Source organism: Flavobacterium sp. TAB 87 (genome assembly GCF_001529295.1).
GTDB lineage: Bacteria > Bacteroidota > Bacteroidia > Flavobacteriales > Flavobacteriaceae > Flavobacterium.
The window spans coordinates 202,606-222,816 of sequence record NZ_LLWK01000038.1 but is presented as its reverse complement, the minus strand read 5'-3'; the positions used below and the strand labels follow the sequence as shown (position 1 = coordinate 222,816).

At 34.5% G+C, this 20,211-nt stretch carries 20 protein-coding genes; 7 read left to right on the top strand and 13 right to left on the bottom strand.

What is annotated here, in order from left to right; translation table 11 throughout:
- Window positions 1–78: 78 nt before the first annotated feature.
- From AP058_RS13135 to AP058_RS13125, 3 genes are all read left to right on the top strand, one after another.
- Window positions 79–1,359: a putative DNA modification/repair radical SAM protein gene (locus AP058_RS13135; RefSeq protein WP_066311738.1), complete on the top strand. Its 1,281-nt coding sequence runs from the start codon at window positions 79–81 to the stop codon at window positions 1,357–1,359.
- Window positions 1,337–2,104 carry a TIGR03915 family putative DNA repair protein gene (locus tag AP058_RS13130; RefSeq protein ID WP_066311735.1) on the top strand — a complete coding sequence of 256 codons (768 nt, stop codon included), beginning with the start codon at window positions 1,337–1,339 and terminating at the stop codon, window positions 2,102–2,104. Before AP058_RS13135 ends, AP058_RS13130 begins: the two co-directional genes overlap by 23 nt.
- Window positions 2,105–2,346: 242 nt before the next feature.
- Window positions 2,347–3,336: a Gfo/Idh/MocA family protein gene (locus AP058_RS13125; protein WP_066311733.1), complete on the top strand. Its 990-nt coding sequence runs from the start codon at window positions 2,347–2,349 to the stop codon at window positions 3,334–3,336.
- Between the two features lie 78 nt (window positions 3,337–3,414).
- Here AP058_RS13125 and AP058_RS13120 read toward each other — a convergent pair whose 3' ends face one another.
- Complete coding sequence (locus tag AP058_RS13120; protein ID WP_066311732.1) at window positions 3,415–3,951, bottom strand: CvpA family protein; 537 nt, start codon at window positions 3,949–3,951, stop codon at window positions 3,415–3,417.
- A 144-nt stretch (window positions 3,952–4,095) separates the two neighbouring features.
- Here AP058_RS13120 and AP058_RS13115 point away from each other — a divergent pair, with 144 nt between their 5' ends.
- The 3 genes from AP058_RS13115 (at window position 4,096) to AP058_RS13105 (ending at window position 6,081) form a co-directional block, all read left to right on the top strand.
- Window positions 4,096–4,452: a hypothetical protein gene (locus AP058_RS13115; RefSeq protein ID WP_066311730.1), complete on the top strand. Its 357-nt coding sequence runs from the start codon at window positions 4,096–4,098 to the stop codon at window positions 4,450–4,452.
- A gap of 124 nt (window positions 4,453–4,576) precedes the next feature.
- The gene (gene pheS / locus AP058_RS13110; RefSeq protein ID WP_066311727.1) at window positions 4,577–5,596 is read left to right on the top strand and encodes a phenylalanine--tRNA ligase subunit alpha; all 1,020 of its coding nucleotides are present in this window, start codon (window positions 4,577–4,579) and stop codon (window positions 5,594–5,596) included.
- Between the two features lie 77 nt (window positions 5,597–5,673).
- Window positions 5,674–6,081, top strand: coding sequence for a hypothetical protein (locus AP058_RS13105; protein ID WP_066311724.1), 408 nt, complete (start codon window positions 5,674–5,676; stop codon window positions 6,079–6,081).
- A gap of 58 nt (window positions 6,082–6,139) precedes the next feature.
- Here the strand turns inward: AP058_RS13105 and AP058_RS13100 are convergent, their stop codons facing one another.
- From AP058_RS13100 to AP058_RS13085, 4 genes are all read right to left on the bottom strand, one after another.
- Window positions 6,140–6,883, bottom strand: coding sequence for a hypothetical protein (locus AP058_RS13100; protein WP_066311722.1), 744 nt, complete (start codon window positions 6,881–6,883; stop codon window positions 6,140–6,142).
- A gap of 199 nt (window positions 6,884–7,082) precedes the next feature.
- Window positions 7,083–8,078, bottom strand: a complete 996-nt coding sequence (locus AP058_RS13095) for an NAD(P)H-dependent glycerol-3-phosphate dehydrogenase (RefSeq protein ID WP_066311717.1) — start codon at window positions 8,076–8,078, stop codon at window positions 7,083–7,085.
- Window positions 8,079–8,376: 298 nt separating this feature from the next.
- Window positions 8,377–9,534 carry an iron-containing alcohol dehydrogenase gene (locus AP058_RS13090; RefSeq protein WP_066311715.1) on the bottom strand — a complete coding sequence of 386 codons (1,158 nt, stop codon included), beginning with the start codon at window positions 9,532–9,534 and terminating at the stop codon, window positions 8,377–8,379.
- A 100-nt stretch (window positions 9,535–9,634) separates the two neighbouring features.
- Window positions 9,635–10,405, bottom strand: coding sequence for a type 1 glutamine amidotransferase domain-containing protein (locus AP058_RS13085; protein ID WP_082706661.1), 771 nt, complete (start codon window positions 10,403–10,405; stop codon window positions 9,635–9,637).
- Window positions 10,406–10,490: 85 nt separating this feature from the next.
- Here AP058_RS13085 and AP058_RS13080 point away from each other — a divergent pair, with 85 nt between their 5' ends.
- A complete protein-coding gene (locus AP058_RS13080; protein ID WP_066313423.1) occupies window positions 10,491–11,384 on the top strand; it encodes a LysR family transcriptional regulator in 894 nt (297 codons plus the stop codon).
- 2 nt (window positions 11,385–11,386) lie between these two features.
- Here AP058_RS13080 and nadD read toward each other — a convergent pair whose 3' ends face one another.
- From nadD to pgi, 8 genes are all read right to left on the bottom strand, one after another.
- Complete coding sequence (gene nadD / locus AP058_RS13075) at window positions 11,387–11,968, bottom strand: nicotinate (nicotinamide) nucleotide adenylyltransferase (protein ID WP_066311714.1); 582 nt, start codon at window positions 11,966–11,968, stop codon at window positions 11,387–11,389.
- A 168-nt stretch (window positions 11,969–12,136) separates the two neighbouring features.
- Window positions 12,137–12,709: a guanylate kinase gene (gene gmk, locus AP058_RS13070; protein ID WP_066311711.1), complete on the bottom strand. Its 573-nt coding sequence runs from the start codon at window positions 12,707–12,709 to the stop codon at window positions 12,137–12,139.
- A gap of 75 nt (window positions 12,710–12,784) precedes the next feature.
- Window positions 12,785–13,645 carry a YicC/YloC family endoribonuclease gene (locus AP058_RS13065; RefSeq protein ID WP_066311709.1) on the bottom strand — a complete coding sequence of 287 codons (861 nt, stop codon included), beginning with the start codon at window positions 13,643–13,645 and terminating at the stop codon, window positions 12,785–12,787.
- A gap of 100 nt (window positions 13,646–13,745) precedes the next feature.
- Window positions 13,746–14,096 (bottom strand): arsenate reductase family protein, encoded by a 351-nt coding sequence (locus tag AP058_RS13060; RefSeq protein WP_066311706.1) that lies wholly within the window; start codon window positions 14,094–14,096, stop codon window positions 13,746–13,748.
- A gap of 251 nt (window positions 14,097–14,347) precedes the next feature.
- Entirely contained in the window at window positions 14,348–14,842 is a 495-nt protein-coding gene (locus AP058_RS13055; protein WP_066311703.1) for a septal ring lytic transglycosylase RlpA family protein, read from the bottom strand.
- An 87-nt stretch (window positions 14,843–14,929) separates the two neighbouring features.
- Complete coding sequence (locus tag AP058_RS13050) at window positions 14,930–15,352, bottom strand: hypothetical protein (RefSeq protein ID WP_066311701.1); 423 nt, start codon at window positions 15,350–15,352, stop codon at window positions 14,930–14,932.
- A gap of 103 nt (window positions 15,353–15,455) precedes the next feature.
- Window positions 15,456–18,200 (bottom strand): TonB-dependent receptor, encoded by a 2,745-nt coding sequence (locus AP058_RS13045; RefSeq protein ID WP_369815174.1) that lies wholly within the window; start codon window positions 18,198–18,200, stop codon window positions 15,456–15,458.
- Window positions 18,201–18,510: 310 nt separating this feature from the next.
- On the bottom strand, window positions 18,511–20,154 hold the full coding sequence (gene pgi, locus AP058_RS13040; RefSeq protein WP_066311695.1) for a glucose-6-phosphate isomerase: 1,644 nt from the start codon (window positions 20,152–20,154) through the stop codon (window positions 18,511–18,513).
- Window positions 20,155–20,211: the final 57 nt, after the last annotated feature.

Below are 20,211 nucleotides of genomic sequence, written 5' to 3'. Positions count from 1 at the left end.
AATTAACAAAAATCATGAAATTTTAAAATAAAAATACACTTAACTTTGTTAACCTCAAACTTTTAAAAAAGAGCCCTATTGAACTACGAAAAATTAAAAGATAAGTTAGAAATTCTCGCTGATGCCGCAAAATATGATGTGTCTTGCTCTTCTAGTGGCGGCAATCGCAAAAACACCAATAAAGGCTTGGGCGATTCATCCGCATCTGGAATTTGTCACACTTATACCGAAGATGGACGTTGTGTCTCCTTGCTGAAAATTTTGCTTACTAATTTTTGTATTTATGATTGTGCGTATTGTGTGACTCGAAAGAGCAATGATATTGAACGCGCAGCATTTACAGTAGAAGAAGTGGTTGATCTAACGATTAATTTTTACAGAAGAAATTATATTGAAGGTTTATTTTTAAGTTCAGGAATATTTAAAAATGCCGATTATACGATGGAACGTTTGGTTCGTGTGGCAAAAAAGTTACGACTTGAGCATAATTTTAATGGCTATATTCACCTCAAAAGTATTCCGGGTGCCTCAGATGATTTGATGCGAGAAGCTGGTTTGTATGCCGATCGATTGAGCATGAACCTCGAGATTCCGACTGAATCTGGCTTAAAACTTTTGGCGCCAGACAAAGACCATGAGCAAATGATAAAACCGATGGAATTTGTCAAAAATGAATTAATTCAATATAAAGAAGATAAAAAGAAGTTCAGAAACACGCCTAAATTTGCGCCAGCAGGTCAGAGTACTCAAGTAATTGTTGGGGCAACGCAAGAAAACGATTTTCAAATTATTCATGTTGCGGACCATTTCTATAAAAACTTTAACTTAAAACGGGTTTATTATTCGGGTTATGTGCCAGTTTCAAACGATGCAAGATTGCCAGCAATTGGTACGCAAGTTCCGCTAGTTCGAGAAAATAGATTGTATCAAGCCGACTGGTTGATGCGTTTTTACGGTTTTAAAGCCAATGAAATATTAGACAAAAGCAATCCTTTTTTAGATTTAGAAGTAGATCCCAAAATGGGTTGGGCGTTGCGTAATATCACGCTTTTTCCGGTAATTATTCAGAACGCAGCTTTGGAAATGATTCTTCGGGTGCCTGGAATCGGAGTAAAATCGGCTTATAAAATTGTTCAGGCCCGAAAATTTCAAAATCTTACTTTAGAACATCTCAAAAAAATTGGAGTTTCAACCAACAGGGCGCGCTATTTTATATCGGTGAGCAATGAAAATACGCACCTTAAATTTTTGAATGCTTTGAATTTGAAAGAAATAATTTTGAACGATATGAAGTCTAAATTCGAAAATCCATTCAGTAACCAATTATCATTACTCAATGACGCTACTTTCATACGATAGTACTTTTGAAGGTTTTCTGACGGCCGTTTTTGAAATTTTTGAATTCAAGTATTCTAATCCAAAGATTATCAAAAAGGAAGAACTGCAACAAAACTTGTTCGCAAATCCCATTGAGATTATCACAGATACTACCAAGTCGGATCGGGTGATTCAGAAACTGAATCTGCAATTGGAAAGAGCCGGCGTGCGAAGTTTAATTTATGCTTTTTTATCGGAGAAAGCAGGAGTAGAGGATGTCTTATTTACCGTTATAAATTATGCTGTTGCTAATAAAAGCCGCAATGTGATGAAAGATTATTCGAACGAAGCGGTATTGCAAATTTCACAATTGACTAAAAGTGTTGGAAGAGAAAAGCACCGTATGGAAGCTTTTGTGCGTTTTGAATTGCTGAAAGACGGCATTTATTTTGCAAAAATTGATCCTGACTTTGATGTGTTAACTTTGATTATGACACATTTTAAAAAGAGATACCAAGACCAGAAATGGTTGATTTATGACCTTCGTCGAAAGTATGGCATTTATTATGATTTAGAAAATGTCGAGATTATCTCATTGGATTTAGACTTAAAGTTGATTGAAAACAAAGACAGTAGTATTTTTTCTGATGCTGAGATTGAATATCAAAAATTATGGTGGGAGTATTTTGACCATACTAATATTAAAGAGCGAAAAAACATGAAGTTGCACTTGCAGCACGTTCCAAAGCGCTATTGGAAATACCTGACGGAGAAGAAGACTTTTTGAAACTACCAATTGAAATCATCGGACTGTACTGGAATAAATAATTTTTATCGGAAGTTAATTTGTTATATTCGGCCACTTCGCGAAAAAAAGTTATGCTGCAAAAAGAATTAGGCATCATTAATTAAAGTTAAAATAAAGAACTTTATGCACGAGTATTGCGATATTTTCACAAATAAATTTTTATAAAAAAGGTATCTTTGAAATTCCGAAGCAAGTAAAAAAAAGATTAAAAATAGAAGATAATGCCAGATTATAAAGCAAAGACAATTCGTTGGGGAATTATTGGCTGTGGAGCGGTAACTGAAAAAAAGAGCGGACCTGCATATCAAAAAACGGAAGGTTTTGAAATTGTGGCAGTAATGCGTAGAGACGCCGAAAAAGCTGCAGATTATGCCAAAAGGCACGGAATTAAAAAATACTATTCGGACGCCGATGATCTGATCAATGATCCAGAAGTGGATGCCGTTTATATTGCAACACCGCCCGATTCTCATAAATATTACGCTTTAAAAGTAGCTGAAGCAGGAAAACCATGCTGTATTGAAAAACCTTTAGCACCTACTCATGCGGAGTGTTTAGCGATTACAACAGCTTTTGAAACTAAAAACATTCCACTTTATACCGCGTATTACCGACGGTCATTGCCTCGATTCTTACAAGTGAAACAATGGCTGGATGATCAAAAAATCGGTATTGTGCGCCACATCAGTTGGCATTTGAGTAAGCCAGCAGAAGAAATCGACCAATCTAAAGAATATTATTGGAGAACCGATGCGACTGTTGCAGCTGGTGGTTATTTTGATGATTTGGCAAGTCATGGATTGGACTTATTTGCTTTTTTATTAGGAGATTTTAAAGAAGTGCAAGGAATAAGCACCAATCAACAAGAATTATATACAGCCAAAGATGCTATTACCGCGAGTTGGTTGCACAAATCGGGCGTTACAGGTTCTGGAAGTTGGAATTTTGGAACTGCTTTTCGAGAAGATTTTGTGACGATTTACGGCAGCAAAGGAAAAATTTCTTTTTCGGTTTTTGAAGAGCAACCCATTACGTTGCTAACGACAGAAAAAGAAATGAGTTTGAATATTAGAAATCCCGAAAACGTGCAGTTTTTTCACGTTCAAGCCATGAGAGATGATTTATTAGAAAAAAGTAAACATCCTTCCAAAGGTTCTTCGGGAGCGCACGTGAGTTGGGTGATGGATAAAATTTTAGGTAAAATAGAATAGTAGATTTTGCAAATAGTACCGATTTTAAAAATTGACCTTTTATGAAAGAAGGTTTTGCTTTCTTGTTTTATAAAGTAATCAAATCGATTGTTCGTTGCGTACGTCTGTATTTTTTTCTTCTTTCAGCTTTTCATAAAATTTATCAATAGAAGGATATACAAAGCCAGAAACTTTTTGAATCGGACGATAAAAGAGCGAAGCATCCAAGGTTTCTTCCTTGGCAATGGCATTGTCAAAATTTACTTTTTCGAAAAGTGTAAAAACGACACTCAAAATTAAAATCATTTTCAGTAGTCTAAATACGCCACCGCCCAGTTTATTAATCCAACCTAAATAAGCAAAATCGGCCAGCTTGGTAAATATTTTAGCCAAAAGCATAATACCAATAACCACTGCGAGAAAGGTAAGTACAAAAGCAATAATCTGAATGGTATTGGGATTCCAGGAAACCTGTTTGCTAATAAGGTCTTTCAAAAAAGATGAAAATTTTATGGCGAAATAAATTCCAGCCAAAAGAGAAATTAGAGAAGCCAATTCTACAAAAAGACCGTTTCGGATTCCTTTATACAATCCGTAAACCAACAGTACACCCAAAATCATATCGAAAGTAGTCAATAGAAATCTTTTTTTAATTCAAAAACAAAGATAAAAGAATTATCAAGGATTCATTCTAATTTTCAAGGTCGTATCTTTGCAAAGATAAAGAACCACGATTTTGAACGTTTGCTTTATACCTCATAATTTACAATTACAATAAAAATGTCAAGAGATACACAATTAAAAGAGCGCTGGGAAAAGCTCGTCGATATACTTTCCAATCAATTTTCACAAGGTGAAGATTTAGATTTGGATGCAATTATTTATTTAGTCGGAGTTCAAGAATTAGGTAAATTGCATAGAGAATTCAAGAAAGATGAAAAACTAAACTTAATGCACATTGCTATTTGCCGTTTATTAGAGCCGTATGGTTTTTATGAATTTGACTTCTTTGATGACGAAGGTTGGCCGCATTATACAGTGAAGGAAGAATTACCGCCATTAAAAGCTGGAGAGCAATCGGTTTTAATGAAAGAAGCAATTGTAAATTATTTTTTAGAAAGAAAAGTGATCGATTAAGTTTTATTTGACGATTTTCAGAAGAGGTGTAGGTATGATTGTTAAAGTTTTTGGAGTATTTACCAATAACTTTTCAGTACTCACTAAAAAAAATTAAATTTGTAATCTCAATTACGGAACGACAATGATAGACAAGATTAAAGAATATATTGGCGAAGCAGAAGCTTTTACGACAGAGAATAAAGAAGAATTAGAAGCTTTTCGCATCAAATTCTTAAGTAAAAAAGGAATTTTAAATGAATTTTTTGCTGAGTTTAAAAGCGTTCCTAACGATCAGAAAAAAGAATTTGGTCAAGTAATTAACGCTTTAAAAACGGCTGCCGAAGATAAAGTAAAAGGAATTGTTGAACTGTTGGAAAGCAGAGAAGAAGCCAAAGGTGTTTTTGGCGATTTAACGCGTTCAGCAGAACCAGTAATCATTGGCTCTCGTCATCCGATTTCGATTGTTAAAAATCAAATTATAGATATTTTTGCCAACATTGGTTTCAATGTTTCTGAAGGTCCAGAAATTGAAGACGATTGGCATAATTTTACCGCATTGAACTTGCCAGAATACCATCCGGCACGTGACATGCAAGATACCTTTTTCATTCAAACAAATCCCGATGTACTCTTGCGCACGCATACTTCATCGGTTCAAGTGCGATATATGGAAAATAATAAACCACCCATACGTACTATTTCGCCAGGTCGCGTGTTTCGTAATGAAGCAATTTCGTCTCGTTCGCACTGTATTTTCCATCAAGTGGAAGGCTTGTACATTGACAAAGACGTATCGTTTGCAGATTTAAAACAAACGTTACTTTATTTTACGAAAGAGATGTTTGGGAAATCAAAGATTCGTTTGCGCCCTTCGTATTTTCCATTTACAGAACCAAGTGCCGAAATTGATATCTATTGGGGATTGAAAACAGAAACGGATTACCGAATTACCAAAGGAACCGGTTGGTTAGAAATTGGTGGTTGCGGTATGGTAGATCCAAACGTTCTTAAAAATTGCGATATTAATCCAGACGAATATAATGGTTTCGCCTTTGGAGTTGGAGTAGAGCGTATCGCCATGTTGCTGTATCAAATTGGCGATATTCGTATGTTTTACGAAAATGACGTTCGTTTCTTAGAGCAGTTTAAAGCAAGTATTTAAAAATATAATTATAGCTAAATAGTGATTAGTGGATACTTTTTCTGCTAATCACTATTTTTTTTAGCATCCATTACCATATGAAAAAAGACATTGTTATACCGGAAGTAGAAAACGTATTTATTGCTACTGTTCAAGAATGGAGCGACGATTTTATGGAAAAAGTTTGGTTTGCTTATTTAGTAAACGATAGTGATTTTCAGATCGATGGTGTCATGGTAGTTTCAAAAGCATTTGGAACTTTGGATGGAGAAATGAAAAAAACTTCTCTTTTGCGCCATGCATTTGCAGAAATTCCGGCAGTTTCTGTAGTGAAAATTGAGATGATTGAGAAAAGTGTCTTGCAATTAAACAATGAGTTTATGGTCACTTTTTTTATCGGAAACACACTTTACGATAAAAAATTTATTTTTAAGGCCAACTCCATTTCTGAAGGTAATATGGAAGAAGTTCCTATTCTTTTTGTAGACGGAGTGATTGTAAGGTAGTACAATACTGTTGCGTAAATTATACAAGGCATTTTCTAAATTGAGAAAATGCCTTTTTTTATTTTTGTATCTTTTTTAATTGCCAGTGCGAAAACAATATCAAGCACGCCATCAGAAATAGAGCGGTGAGCGAAGCGTTTAGTGTTCCTAAGTTTAGTCCTCCTTTTGCAATTGGTTTGGTTAAAAAGTCTCCAAAAGTAGCTCCGAATGGTCTTGTAAAAATAAAGGCAATCCAGAAAAGTAGTATCTCGTTTATCTTTGTGCAATAATGCAGAAGAAGAACGAACACAATAATACTTGCGGTTACAAGAGCACCGGTTAAATAGGAGAATCCAAGCACATCGCTTAAAAAATCGCCAAAAGCAGTTCCTAAACTATTCGAAAATAAAATAGCAATCCAATAATATAATTCTTTGGTGGTGTCAAAAATGGGATAAACTGCTAATGAGCTGTACTTTTTAAACCAAAGAAACAGAACCAATACTAAACTCATTAATAAAAAACAACTACCTACAGCATAACCCAATTGCAGACTTCGATCTAGAAAATCAGATATTTCGGTGCCGAGAGTGGTTGTCGCAATAATGACCAACCAGTAAGAAGTAGGGATGAATTTTTTTGCTCGAAGTTGATTGGCAAGCACCAAAGTAAAAAACAGAAAAGTAATTAAGATGCCAACAAAATAACCAAGATTTAAAGTCATCGAGAGATAATCTCCCAATGTTTCTCCCAGGGTTGTTGCCACGATTTTCATTATCCAGAACAACATTGTGATTTTGGTAACTTTATTTAAATTTTCCATAATTTTTAAATAAGAAAGGTAAGTAGTTTTGTGCCTTAGTCATCTAAAGATTAGATTAAGATTTGAATTAGATAAAACCAAATATCTCTTAAAAATTATAATTTTTATAAAGAACAGATGAATCAATAGGTTAACAGAAAATAAAAAAGCCGCATTCTTGATCAAGAAGCGGCTTTATAATACTTGTTATGTTATTTTGTTAATCCAAGAAATCAGTTAATTTTTTGAACACTTTTTTAGGATCTTTTCCTTCATACAAGACGGCATAGACAGCGTCTATAATTGGCGTTTCCGCTCCATAACCTTTGTTGAGGTTATAGGCGCTTTTAGTAGCGTAGTATCCTTCAGAAACCATGCTCATTTCCATCATTGCACTTTTTACTGTGTAGCCCTTTCCAATCATATTTCCGAAAGTTCTGTTTCTAGAGAATATAGAGTAACCCGTAACTAATAAATCGCCCAAATAAGCAGAGTCGTTAATGTTTCGTTTCATCTTATGCACTTTTTTGATAAACTGCTTCATCTCGCGAATGGCATTACTCATCAAAACCGATTGAAAATTATCGCCATAACCTAAACCGTGCGCAATTCCAGCGGCAACTGCGTAAATGTTTTTAAGCATGGCAGCATATTCAGTACCAATAATATCGTCGGTAATTTTTGTTTTAATGTAATTTCCAGAAAGCCTTTCCGCTACATTTTTCGCCTTTTCTTCGTCGCCACATGCAATTGTTAAATACGATAAACGTTCCAAGGCTACTTCTTCTGCGTGACAAGGTCCTGTAATGACACCAATGTTATAATATGGGATATTGTATTTTACATGAAAATGTTCGCCGACAATTAAGCTCGTTTCAGGAACAATTCCTTTAATGGCCGAAAAAATAATTTTATTCTCCAAAGACACTTCTAACTTTTCTAGTTCTCCGTTTAAGAAAGCCGAGGGAATTGCAAAAATTATGTAATCTGCATAAGCGACTGCTTCATTAATATTGTTTGTTAATTTAAGCTTAGCAGGATCAAACTCTACTGAACTCAAATAATTTGGATTGTGTTTGTGGGTTTTTAAATGCTCGATTGCGGCATCATTACGCATGTACCACGCGATTTCAGAAAGATTAACGCATAGCATTTTCGCAATAGCTGTTGCCCAACTTCCACCACCAATTACCGCAAATTTTAAATTTTCGCTCATTTATTTTATTAATTTGAAGCAAAAGTACTTAATAAAGTACTAATCATGCAAAAAAAGAGTGTAAAGAAATTTGTAAAAGAGGACTATTTGCAAGGTTTTAGGAAAATTTTTGATAAAAACGAGATTTTTTTAACTTTTCACACAATAAAAAAACAATGATCACGTTGTAACTTATTACAAATGAATTTCTTAAATGAATAAAATCCGAATTGAGTTAGTTAGTTTTGTTTTAGTAACTTGAAAAGGCGTTCCCAACTTAATGTGAACGCCCTTTCTGTTTTTGTAAGAGATAAGATTTTTAATAACTCATTTCAACAATTTTTTTCACTTTATCCAAAGTAACCAACTGTTTTTCGCCTAAACCAATCCAACCTCTTTCTTCAAATCGCTTTACAATAAAATCGGCAGTAGAGTCGTATTTGTCAGTGTAATCAGAAAGTTTTGTTTCCATTCCCATTTGGTGTAAAAATGAAACAGTTGCTTCAATAGCTGCATTTGCAATTTCGTCTTCAGATCCTGATAATCTAAAAATGCGTTTTCCGTATTGCGCTAATTTCCCTTTTTTTGTTTCAAACATAACACGGTATAAATTTGGTGCAATTACTGCCAACGTTCTTGCATGATCAATGCCGTACAGCGCAGTCAGTTCATGTCCTATCATGTGCGTTGCCCAGTCTGAAGGGACACCTTTCTGAATCAAACCATTTAAGGCCATCGTGCAACTCCACATAAAGTTAGAAGCCAACTTATAATCGGCAGGATTTTCAACTACTCCTGGTCCAACTTCAATTAATGTTTGCAATATTCCTTCGGCAATTCGGTCTTGCAACATTCCGTCGTGCGGATAAGTTAAGTACTGCTCTAAAACATGGGTATAAGCATCGACCACACCATTTTGCAACTGTCTTTTAGGTAAAGATGTAATTACGGTTGGATCGCAAATAGAAAATTTTGGAAATAATGCAGAACCTCCGAAAGCTAATTTTTCTTGTGTAGACGCAATGGTAACAACTGCCCCAGAGTTCATCTCACTTCCTGTAGCAGGTAAAGTTAAAATCGAACCAAACTGAACAGCATTTTCTTTAATTAACAGTCGTTTTTGCAAAATATCCATCGGATTGCCTTCAAAATGAGCAGCTGCCGAAATGAACTTTACACCGTCAATTACAGAACCACCACCAACAGCTAATATAAAATCTATTTTTTCAGCTTTAATTACTGCAACGGCCTTCATTAAAGTTTCAAAATGTGGATTTGGTTCAATACCGCCAAATTCTATAATTTCAAAGCCTTCTAGGTTTTTAATTACTTGCTCGTGAATACCGTTTTTAAAGATGCTTCCACCTCCATAAGCCAATAAAATTTTTGCGTTTTTAGGAACTAAAGATCCTAATTTTTCTATTTGTCCTTTTCCGAAAACTAAGTTAGTCGGATTGTATAATTCGAAGTTTAACATACTATTTTGTTTAAAAGTTATGAAGGTTCTAAGAGCTATAATTTCTAGTAAAATAATTTACTTAAAATCGGAACAACTTAGAACCTTTATGTCTTAGAATCTATTTTTTAGCGCTCAATTGCGCCATTAATTTTTCAGCAACTAGTTTAGAAGAGGCTGGATTTTGACCGGTTATCAGTAGGCCATCTTCTACAGCATACACGCTCCAGTCTTCTCCTTTTGAGTATTCTCCGCCGTTTTGTTTCAAGACATCTTCCAACAAAAACGGAACCACATTGGTTAAACCAACTGCTTCTTCTTCAGTATTTGAAAATCCAGTTACTTTCTTTCCTTTAACTAAATAGTCGCCGTTCACTTTTACATTTTTCAATGCTGCTGGTGCGTGGCACACAAAACTTACTGGTTTATTATGCATATAAAAAGATTCAATCAATGCAATTGAATTTTTATCTGTAGCCAAATCCCACATTGGTCCGTGTCCGCCTGGATAAAATACTGCATCATAATCTTTTTGATCGATGTCGCTTAATTTGTGCGTGTTTTTTATTTTATTTTGTACCGCAGTGTCGGCATCATATCTTTTAGTGTCTTCGGTAGCGGCACTTTTATCATCACTTTTGGGATCAACTGGTGGTTGTCCGCCTAAGGGACTTGCAACAGTTACTTCATATCCCTTATCTGTTAAAGCGTAATAGGGTGCAGCAAATTCTTCAATCCAAAATCCTGTTTTTTCTCCCGTGTCTCCTAATTTTTCGTGGCTCGTAAGCACAAATAATACTTTTTTCATCTCTTTAGTATGTTTTTTTTGAGCATTTGCAGCAAAGCTTATCGCTGTAAAAGCAATTAATAATACAAGTTTTGTGTGTTTCATTTTATATATGTTGATACAAAAATACGCTTATTATGATATTAGTAAAAATAAATTAAATTATGTTTGTGATAAATATATTTATATCATGGTAAATCTAGAGTGGTACAGAACATTTAAATCTGTTTATAAAAACGGTAATTTCTCATTGGCTGCCAAAGAGCTTTTTATCAGTCAGCCAGCAGTGAGCCAACAAATTGTAATGCTAGAGGCGCATGTAGGTTATAAATTATTTAATCGTAAATCGAAAGGAGTAGAGGCAACGGAATATGCTAAGTTACTGAATAACTTGATTATAGATGCGCTTGACCGACTAGAAAATGTAGAGCAAGGTTTTCGCGCGAAGGCTTCGGATGCCAATCGCTTGATTTCAGTTGGTATTTCCGAACATTTATTTTCTAGTTTAGGTAGTGCGCTCATTGCTGAATTTGATTTTATCGATTTTACTTTTCAGGAAAATGATGCGCTGTTTGAATTGGTCAACGCAAAAAAATTAGACTTTGCTATTGTAACCAAGCGATTCGATACATTTGACACCAACATAAAGAAGGTCGGAACTATAAAGTTGATCATGGTAGCTTCTCCTAATTTAGAAATTAGTGGTATTAGAAATCACATTGAACGAATGGATTTGTTTACAATCGAAGGACATTTAAATCAGTACAAATGGTTCAGTCATGATGCGCGAATTCCGCATATTAAATTATTTTGGCTGCATGTCTTTAATAAAAAAAGACCTTCGATGAGCCCTAATTATATTATTCCAAATGAATATGAAATGTTATCGGCAGTTGCAGAAAACAATGGCGTGGCTGTAACCTATAACTGCAATGCAAAAGAAATGATCGAAAGTAATAAAGTGCAATTGCTTTGGGATGCGGCAACAATGCCAGCAGAAGAAGTGTTTTTAATTTCAAGAAAAAATGAAGCACTGCAGCCTGTTTTTGAAAATATTGCAAATAAGCTGCAAACGATATTGTGAGATTATTTCTTGTAGAATAAATTATGATCGATGTAATTCCATACTTTTTCAGACAGCAAGGGCTGAATGTTTTTACCGATTTTTATATTATTTCGAATAAAAGTAGATGAAATTTCAACTACTGGCGCATCGATCATATGAACATTATGATGTTCTTTAAGAGCAATATTCTCCGTTTCTGTCGAAATACGAGGATATACGTAAATTGAATTGTTTTCTAAAATAACCTCGTAGTTTTTCCACTTTGGTAGTGTACGTAAATTATCTTCACCCATAATCAATGAGAATTCATGTTGTGGAAATTTCTCTCCGAAGTGAACCAAGGTATTTACGGTGTAATTGGGTTGAGGTAATTTAAACTCAAAATCGGACGGTTTAATTTTAGGATAGTTCTCCGTTGCTAGATGAACCATTTCTAAACGATGGTAGTCGTCAAGCAAGGTGTTTTTCTTCTTTAGTGGATTGTGTGGCGTTACAACCATCCAAACTTCATCTAAGTCAGAATACTCCGCGACATGATTGGCAATAATTAAATGTCCTACGTGTATGGGGTTAAAGGTGCCGAAGTAGAGTCCTATTTTCATTTCGTTTCGCAGAGGTTCACAAAATTTTCAGAGAGATTCACAAATTTTTTTGAATGTTTGCTTCTCTTTTGCTTATTTGATTTTCTTTCAAAAAGGCTAAAAAAGGATTTTGCAGAACTTTTCAGTTGATTCTGCACCTTCCTTATTCTTACTTTTCCTAATTTTCAATTATTGTGAAACAAAATCTTTTACCAAAGCAGTTGCTTCTTCCAAGGCTACTGCTAAATCGTAATTTTTTATAACAACATCAAATTGCGGTGCGGTCGCTAATTCTACCGAAGCTTTTGCAATGCGCATGTTAATTTTATCATCACTTTCTGTCGAGCGCTTTTTTAAACGAATTTTAAGCTCATCGATACTTGGTGGTTTTACAAAAACAGCCAAAGTTTCATCTGGATATTTACTTTTAATGCGCAACCCACCGGCCACGTCAATATCAAAAATAACATTCTTACCTAAAGCCCAAATGCGATCAATTTCTGATTTTAGAGTACCGTAAAAATTGTCACGATATACTTCTTCCCATTCTAAAAAATCTTCTGCTTTAATGTGTTGCTTAAATTCTTCTAGCGAAATAAAGTAATAATCTTTTCCGTTTATTTCTTCTCCTCTAGCATCTCGAGAAGCTGCAGAGATTGAAAAATCTAAATTTAACTCTTTCTGCGCTAACAAGTGCTTCACTATTGTAGTCTTTCCCGATCCTGAAGGAGCTGAGAATACAATCAATTTTCCTTTTTTCATCTTTATAAGTCAGTAGCAAAAAGCAATAGTGCTTGTGTTTTAAACGCTAAGGCTTTTCGCTAGTTGCTAATTATGCTATAGTACGTTCAAAACTTGTTCCTTTATTTTTTCCAACTCATCTTTCATCATAACCACTAATTTCTGCATTTGTGCGTGGTTAGATTTCGAACCCATGGTATTAATTTCACGGCCCATTTCTTGTGTAATGAAACCCAATTTTCTACCATTTGCTTCTGTTCCTGCAATAGTTTCTAAAAAGTAATCCAAGTGATTGGTTAAGCGAACTTTCTCCTCCGTAATATCTAATTTTTCTAAATAATAAATCAACTCTTGTTCGAAACGATTTTCATCAACATTCACTTTCAACTCGGAAATTGCAGTTTGCAAACGATCTTTTATGGCTTGCACGCGCTCCGGATCTAAAGCCAAAGCATCATTCATGTATTGACGAATATTTGAAATTCGTAAATTGAATTCTTTTTCTAGTGATTGACCTTCGTCGTTTCTGAAATTTTTGATGTTTTGTAAAGCTTCAGTAATTATCGTCTGAATTTGTTGCCAATCATTTTCGTCAATCTCTTCGCGCTCTGTTTTTAAAGTATCGGGCATACGAACTGCCATCTTCATTAATTCTGTTTCATCTGCGTCGGGATACACTTCCTTTAGTTGCGCTATGTAATTTTTAACTACAGGAACATTTACTTTAGTAGACGTTTGCTCTGCAGTACTTTCAATATAAATTGCAAAATCAACTTTTCCGCGCTCCAATTGCAATGCAATTTGGTTGCGCAACCCCAATTCCATTTCGCGATATACCGAAGGCATTCTTACGTTCAAATCGAGCCCTTTGCTATTTAGCGATTTTACTTCAACTGTAATTTTTTTTGTTGGTAATTGCAAAGTTGCTTTACCAAAGCCCGTCATCGATTGTATCATATAATTGGATATAAAGAGGCAAAGGTACTAAAAACAATTCAGTCTCAACTGCGGCAGTTTAGGTTGTTTATTTGTTGTTTGAAGACAAAATATTTTAGTATTAGCTAAAAGCTTTCATTACTTCTATAATATTTTTTTTGCTGTTGCCAATGTAAATTTTACCGTCGATTATAAAAACGGGACGACTAATAAAGGTATAATGTTCTAAGATGTATTTTTTGTAATCTGATTCAGTTAGCGTTTTATTTTTTAAATCCATTGACTTGTACAACTGTGCTTTTTTACTGAATAATGCTTCGTAGCTGCCAGCAAGTTGATGTAATTCTTCTAATTCTTTTTCAGAGATAGGATCTTGTTTAATATCATGGTATTCTAATTCAATTCCTTGTGGTAAGTTTTTAATGATTTTACGACAGGTATCACAAGAAGCGAGGTAGTATATTTTATTCATTTGTTGGTGTTTTTTATTTTATTAGTCACTTTAGACAATAGTACCAATTAGTCGCAAAACAATTTTAAAAGTTCGTTTCTCAATGATGGCTTTAATTTTTTAAACGAAAGTCAGATGAAAAGTGTTGTCTATAAGTTCTGATAAATAATAAAAGAAAGAATATTATTCTTAAGTTGAAATTAATGCGGCAATTTTTTTTTGAGAGAAATAGTTTGCGTTTTAATTAACAGTAACACGTTTCTTTTGAAGTTTTAGTTTTCAACCACCTCAAGTGTTACTGTCATAATACCAGCACCACTGCGCTTTACAATGTCCATAAAAGCGCGTTTTGATAAGTCGATATCGCGTGTTTTAACAAAAGGACCACGATCTGTAATTTCTACAATTACAAATTCGCCATTCAACTCGTTTGTTACTTTTACTTTGGTGCCAAAAGGTAGTTTTTTATGTGCCGCGGTGTATTTGTTGTTGTCAAATTTGGCGCCGCTGGCGGTTTTTCGACCATTAAAACGATCAGCGTAGTAAGAGGCATGTGCTGATTTTTTGTGTAGTTTTAATTTCAATGGTTTTTCGAGTACGACTGTCGTGTCTTTGTCAAAAATGGCTGCTTTTATTTTAGCCAGTTTTAGCGAGTCTTGTGCAATCGGAATCGTTTTTGGTTTTGCTTGGCTGTATACATAAGACACACTTAGTATGGCAAAAGTCAAGCTGGTGAGCAAAAGAAATAGGTTTGTTTTGTTCTTCATAATATTTTTTTTCGTTCAAACTTGGGGAGTATGTTCAAATAATATGCCGAGAAAAAAAAGCCCGGTAGGAACGGGCTTATTTGTTTTCTATAACCATAGATTCCATGGCAAACGGCTCAAAATTAAAAGTAAACCAATTCCGTAGAAAATGGCGAAAGTTTTAAATTTAGCTTCGCTAGTTAATAATTTTTTATGTTTCGACCAACCAATTGTAATTAAAGCGATACCAATAATATTAATTAATGGGTGCTCTAATGAGGTCAATCGTAGTGCTGCATCGCTCATTTGTCCAAAAGCTGCTTTTCCAAAAGGAGAAACAAAGTACAAAACGATTCCGATAAGTAATTGGATGTGCGTTACGATAAGGCCGAAAAGACCAATTTTGCGATCTTTTGCAGTAAATTCTTTTTTAGAAAAAAATCCGATTAAAGCATTTACTACTGCTACAACTAATAAAAGTAACACCAGGTAAGCCCAACCTGAGTGCATTTTTTGAATGAATTCGTACATAAATTAAATGTTTGTTTTTAACAAATATAAACAAAAAAGGCATAAAAAAAACGGCAAAATGCGAATTGCACTTTGCCGTTTTAATATTTAAATTGGTTTTGAATTAGAAGTTGAAACGTGTACTAAAGTTCCATGTTCTTCCGTAACCAAAGAATACTTGGTTGGCGTCAGCTACTCCATCATAAGTTTGACCTTTAGATGCATAAGTGTCTCCGCTATTACCTGTTATGAAATCAGAAGCAAAAATATTAGTTCTTGACTCAGAGATGTAAACTTTATCTAATACGTTATTTACGTTTAATCTGAAGCTTAAAGAAGTTTTCTTTGAGCTACCAAGAAATAATTTATAAGATAAACCAGCATCCATTAATCCGTATGAAGGTAATTCTAATGATCCTTTATTGTCTTCTTTTGAGAATTTAGAAGGATCAATTGAAGCAAATAATTTGTCAGCAAATCTGTAGTTTGCATCTACACTAAAGCGCTCTAATATTTCGTATTTACCTCCTAAGCTTAAAGTTGTTTGTGCAGCGTCCCCAACTTTAACACCATCTAAGTATAAAGTGGTAGTTGTTCCTCCTCCAAGTGGGTTGTTGCTTGAATCGTAACGATTGCTTTCAACATTCCCTTCATACACATAATTTCCAAGAGAAAACATTGCACTTAAGTCTAGTTTTGGCATTGGTTTAGCAGTCAATTCTAATTCTACACCAGAGTGAATTTCTGTAATTCCAGAAAAGTCATAGTAACCATCAATATTATCAGCTGCAGAATCACGATTTCTTTGGTAACGATCTTTCCAAGACGTGTAATAAACATTCAAATTAGCATTGAAGATACCAGAACGGAATCCGTATCCAGCTTCTAAACCTAAAACTTTTTCGTTTGTTAAGTTTTTATTTACAACCGATAAGTTGTTTGGATAAACTGCATTAAAGAAAGGTTGTTTAGAGTAAAAACCTGCGTTAGCAAAAACATTATGAAAATCGTTAATGTTGTAGTTTGCTCCCCCTTTAATGTTTCCTCCTAAAATATTTTCAAAATCAGTTTTGTATAATGGATCTGCTTCTAAGTATGTAAACGTATCTTCTTTTTGAAATCCTTGATTAGAAATTGCTCCTTGCAAGAAAGCAGATAAGTTGTCTTTAGAGTACTCTAATTGAGTAAAAGCTCCGTACCAATTTACGTTACCGTTATTGTTGTATTCTATTTTTTCTTGATTTTTTACGTCTGTAAAAGGATTAAAACTAGCAGATGCAGAGTTTGTTTCGTATAAGTAACGACCTCCGGTTGCTTTGCTGTTGGCATCTGTGTTATCGTAATAAACGTCTGCGCCTAAACGATCAGTGATGTTTCTAAAGTGAAAACCAGTGTAGGTTCTAACATCAAAACCAAAATCTAATGTTAATGATTCTGATAATTTTTGATTTAAGTTAACTACAGCACCGTACCAGTTGTGAGAATTTATAGAAGATCTTCTACTAAATCCTGTTTTGTTGTTGGTGATGTATTCTCCTTCGTGCCCTGCTATAACACTAGGTGCTAAAGGTGCTCCAACTGTATTTGCTTGACCTGTATTGAATTTTACGAATTCATCAAATGGAACTAAACCATCAGCAGTTTTAAATGCAAATGCGCTTTTTCCAATACTTCCAGTTCCTCCACCACGACCCCATGATCCGTAAAGAACACTGGATAATTTAGTGCTTTCTGTAATTTTATAATCGTAGTTAATAGACGCTACAGGCTTGCTGTAGTAGTTTCTTGCCCAAGAATATTCTTTACCATCTTTATAACCCCAATCAGAGTTATATTTAATGTTTGGTTTGTTTGAAGTAGGATCTCCGTATTTTACGTATTCTGATATTTTGTTAGCAAAACTTCTTTGGTGGTGCCATTGAGGCGCTCCTGTAAAAGTAAATTGAATATCGTGCTTTTCGTTTTTTGAAGAATATCCTAAACCAATAAAATAGTTTTGTGCAGAGAATTTTGTTCCGTCCACGTATCCGTTTCCAATTGTGTTGCTAAACAAAACAGACGCAGATAGACCATTTTCCATTTTACCAGTTGAGTATGACGCTAAACTTTTAAAGTAATCGTCGTTACCTGCACTAAGAGAAACTAGTCCTCCTTGTTTCATGTCTGCAGTTCTAGTAATAATGTTAATTGTACCTCCAACTGATGAAATAGCTAGTTTAGAAGAACCTAAACCTCTTTGTACTTGCATAGCCGAAGTTACATCAGAAATTCCAGCCCAATTGCTCCAGTATACAGAACTGTTCTCCATATCATTAACAGGAACTCCGTTAATCATAACCGCGATGTTCTTCTGGTCGAAACCTCTAATAACAACTCTAGAATCTCCAAAACCACCACCTGCTTTAGTTACATAAACAGAAGGAGTGTTTGCTAGAATTTCTGGAAATTCTTGAGAACCTAATTTTTCTTGAATTTCAGCAGCTTTAATAGTAGATACTGCAACAGGAGTTTTTCTGTCTTTTGCAACATCAATTACGCTACTTTTAATAACGATTTCATTTAATTCATTTGAGCTTGAAGAAAGAACGATTGTTCCTAAATCTACTGTTGATCCATTAACGAAATTAAATTTTATGGTTTTGTTCTCATTTCCAATGAATGAAACAACTACTTCTCCTGAATTCTTAGTAGTAGTAAGAGTAAATTTTCCGTCAAAATCGACAGAAGTAGCTTCAGAAGTTCCTTTCACAACGATATTTGCGCCCGGAAGAGGTCCTGAGCCGTCAGAAATAATTCCTGTAATTTTACCTTGTGCATAGGTTGCCGAAATAGCCATGAATAGTAATCCGGTGAGTAACCAGGTTTTCATTGTTTTCATTTTTTGATCGTTAATTGTTTTGGGCAAAATTATAACAAAATTATGAGATAATGTTATCGAAACGTTAATAAATGGTTGTTTTGTGTAATTCTTTGCATATTAAAGGTGTTTTTTTAATTAGTAATAAATATTACACACTTTAAGTGCATTTTATTAGCTATTTTTTGTTAAATTATTAATATTTTCAATTTTATTAACGCTGTAATGCTTATTTGCAAATTTATTATTTTATGGCTAAACGCAAAAAAGCCAACGCATTAGCTAAAATGCGGTGGCTTTTGATTGTATTATAATAGGCTATTTACTTATTTGAAATAAAGTAGTTTAATAAAAAAGAAGTAGAGCAGTCGTGCTTTTGTACGGTGGCTGATTCGATTTCGTTTAAAATAGAATTCGCTAATTGCTTACCTAGTTCTACGCCCCATTGATCGTAACTAAAGATGTTCCAAATGATTCCTTGTACAAAGATTTTGTGCTCGTACATCGCAATTAATGAACCCAATGTTTTTGGAGTCAATTTGTTTACTAAAATAGTGTTTGTAGGTTTGTTGCCAGTAAAGACTTTAAAAGGTACTAAATACGAAGCTTTATCAGCAGCTAGTCCTTGTTTGTCAAATTCAGCTTGAACTTCTTCTGCCGTCTTACCGTTAAGCAACGCTTCTGTTTGTGCAAAGAAGTTCGACATTAATTTGTCGTGGTGGTCTTTATTTCCGTACAACGAATGAACGAAGCCGATAAAATCGGTCGGAATCAATTTAGTTCCTTGATGAATTAGTTGAAAAAAAGCATGTTGTGAATTGGTTCCTGGTTCTCCCCAAATAATTGTTCCGGTTTGGTAGTTTACAGGTTTTCCGTCGCGACCTACGCTTTTTCCGTTACTCTCCATGGTTGCTTGTTGCAAATAAGGAGCTAATTTTTTTAGATATTGGGTATATGGAATTATTGCTTCGCTCTCTGCACCATAAAAATTATTGTACCAAATACTTAATAAAGCAAGAATAACAGGAATATTGCCATCAAATTCTGCAGACTTAAAGTGCTCGTCCATTTCGTATGCCCCGAGTAGTAAATCGTTGTAATTATCAAAACCTACAGATAAACTAATGCTTAGACCCACTGCGCTCCATAAAGAAAAACGACCTCCAACCCAATCCCACATTGGGAATATGTTGTCTGGATTAATTCCGAATTCGGTCACTTTTTCAATATTGGTAGAAACTGCTACAAAATGATTGGCAATATCTTCTTGTTTTGCAGATTTTAAAAACCATTTTTTAAGAGTAACTGAATTAGTTAGGGTTTCTTGAGTTGTGAATGTTTTAGAAACAATAACAAATAAAGTGGTTTCTGGATTTAATTTTTTAATAATTTCGGTAACATGATCGCCATCGACATTCGAAACAAAATGAGTAGTCAGATGGTTTTTATAATACTGTAACGCTTCTACCGCCATATCGGGTCCTAAGTCTGACCCACCAATTCCGATATTAACAATGTCGGTAAAAGGTTTTCCCGTGTATCCTTTTCTATGTCCAGAAGTAATTTCGTTGGTGAAGTTCTTAATTTTGTTTTTAACTTGATACACTTCGGGAATCACATTTACGCCGTCTACTTTTATATCAGCCGATTCAGGGGCGCGTAATGCGGTGTGTAAGACAGCTCTGTTTTCTGTTTGATTGATAATTGCTCCACCAAAATAATCAGAAATCGCACTTTTCAATCCGACTTCGTTAGCAAGATTTAGTAATAGCGAAATTGTTTCTTCGGTAATATTATTTTTAGAATAATCAATTAAAAAATCATTCCAAGTAATGTGAAATTTATCTGTACGTAAATGGTCTGCAGCAAATAGTTCCTGCATGTTCGTACTATATGTTTTGTTATAGTGTTCTTGGAGATTTTTCCAAGCAGCGCTTTCTGTTGGATTTGTAGTGCGTAGTGCCATCTGTAAAGTATCTTGAGTGGTTATTTTATTCAAAAATACTGAATTCTTGTATGAAAT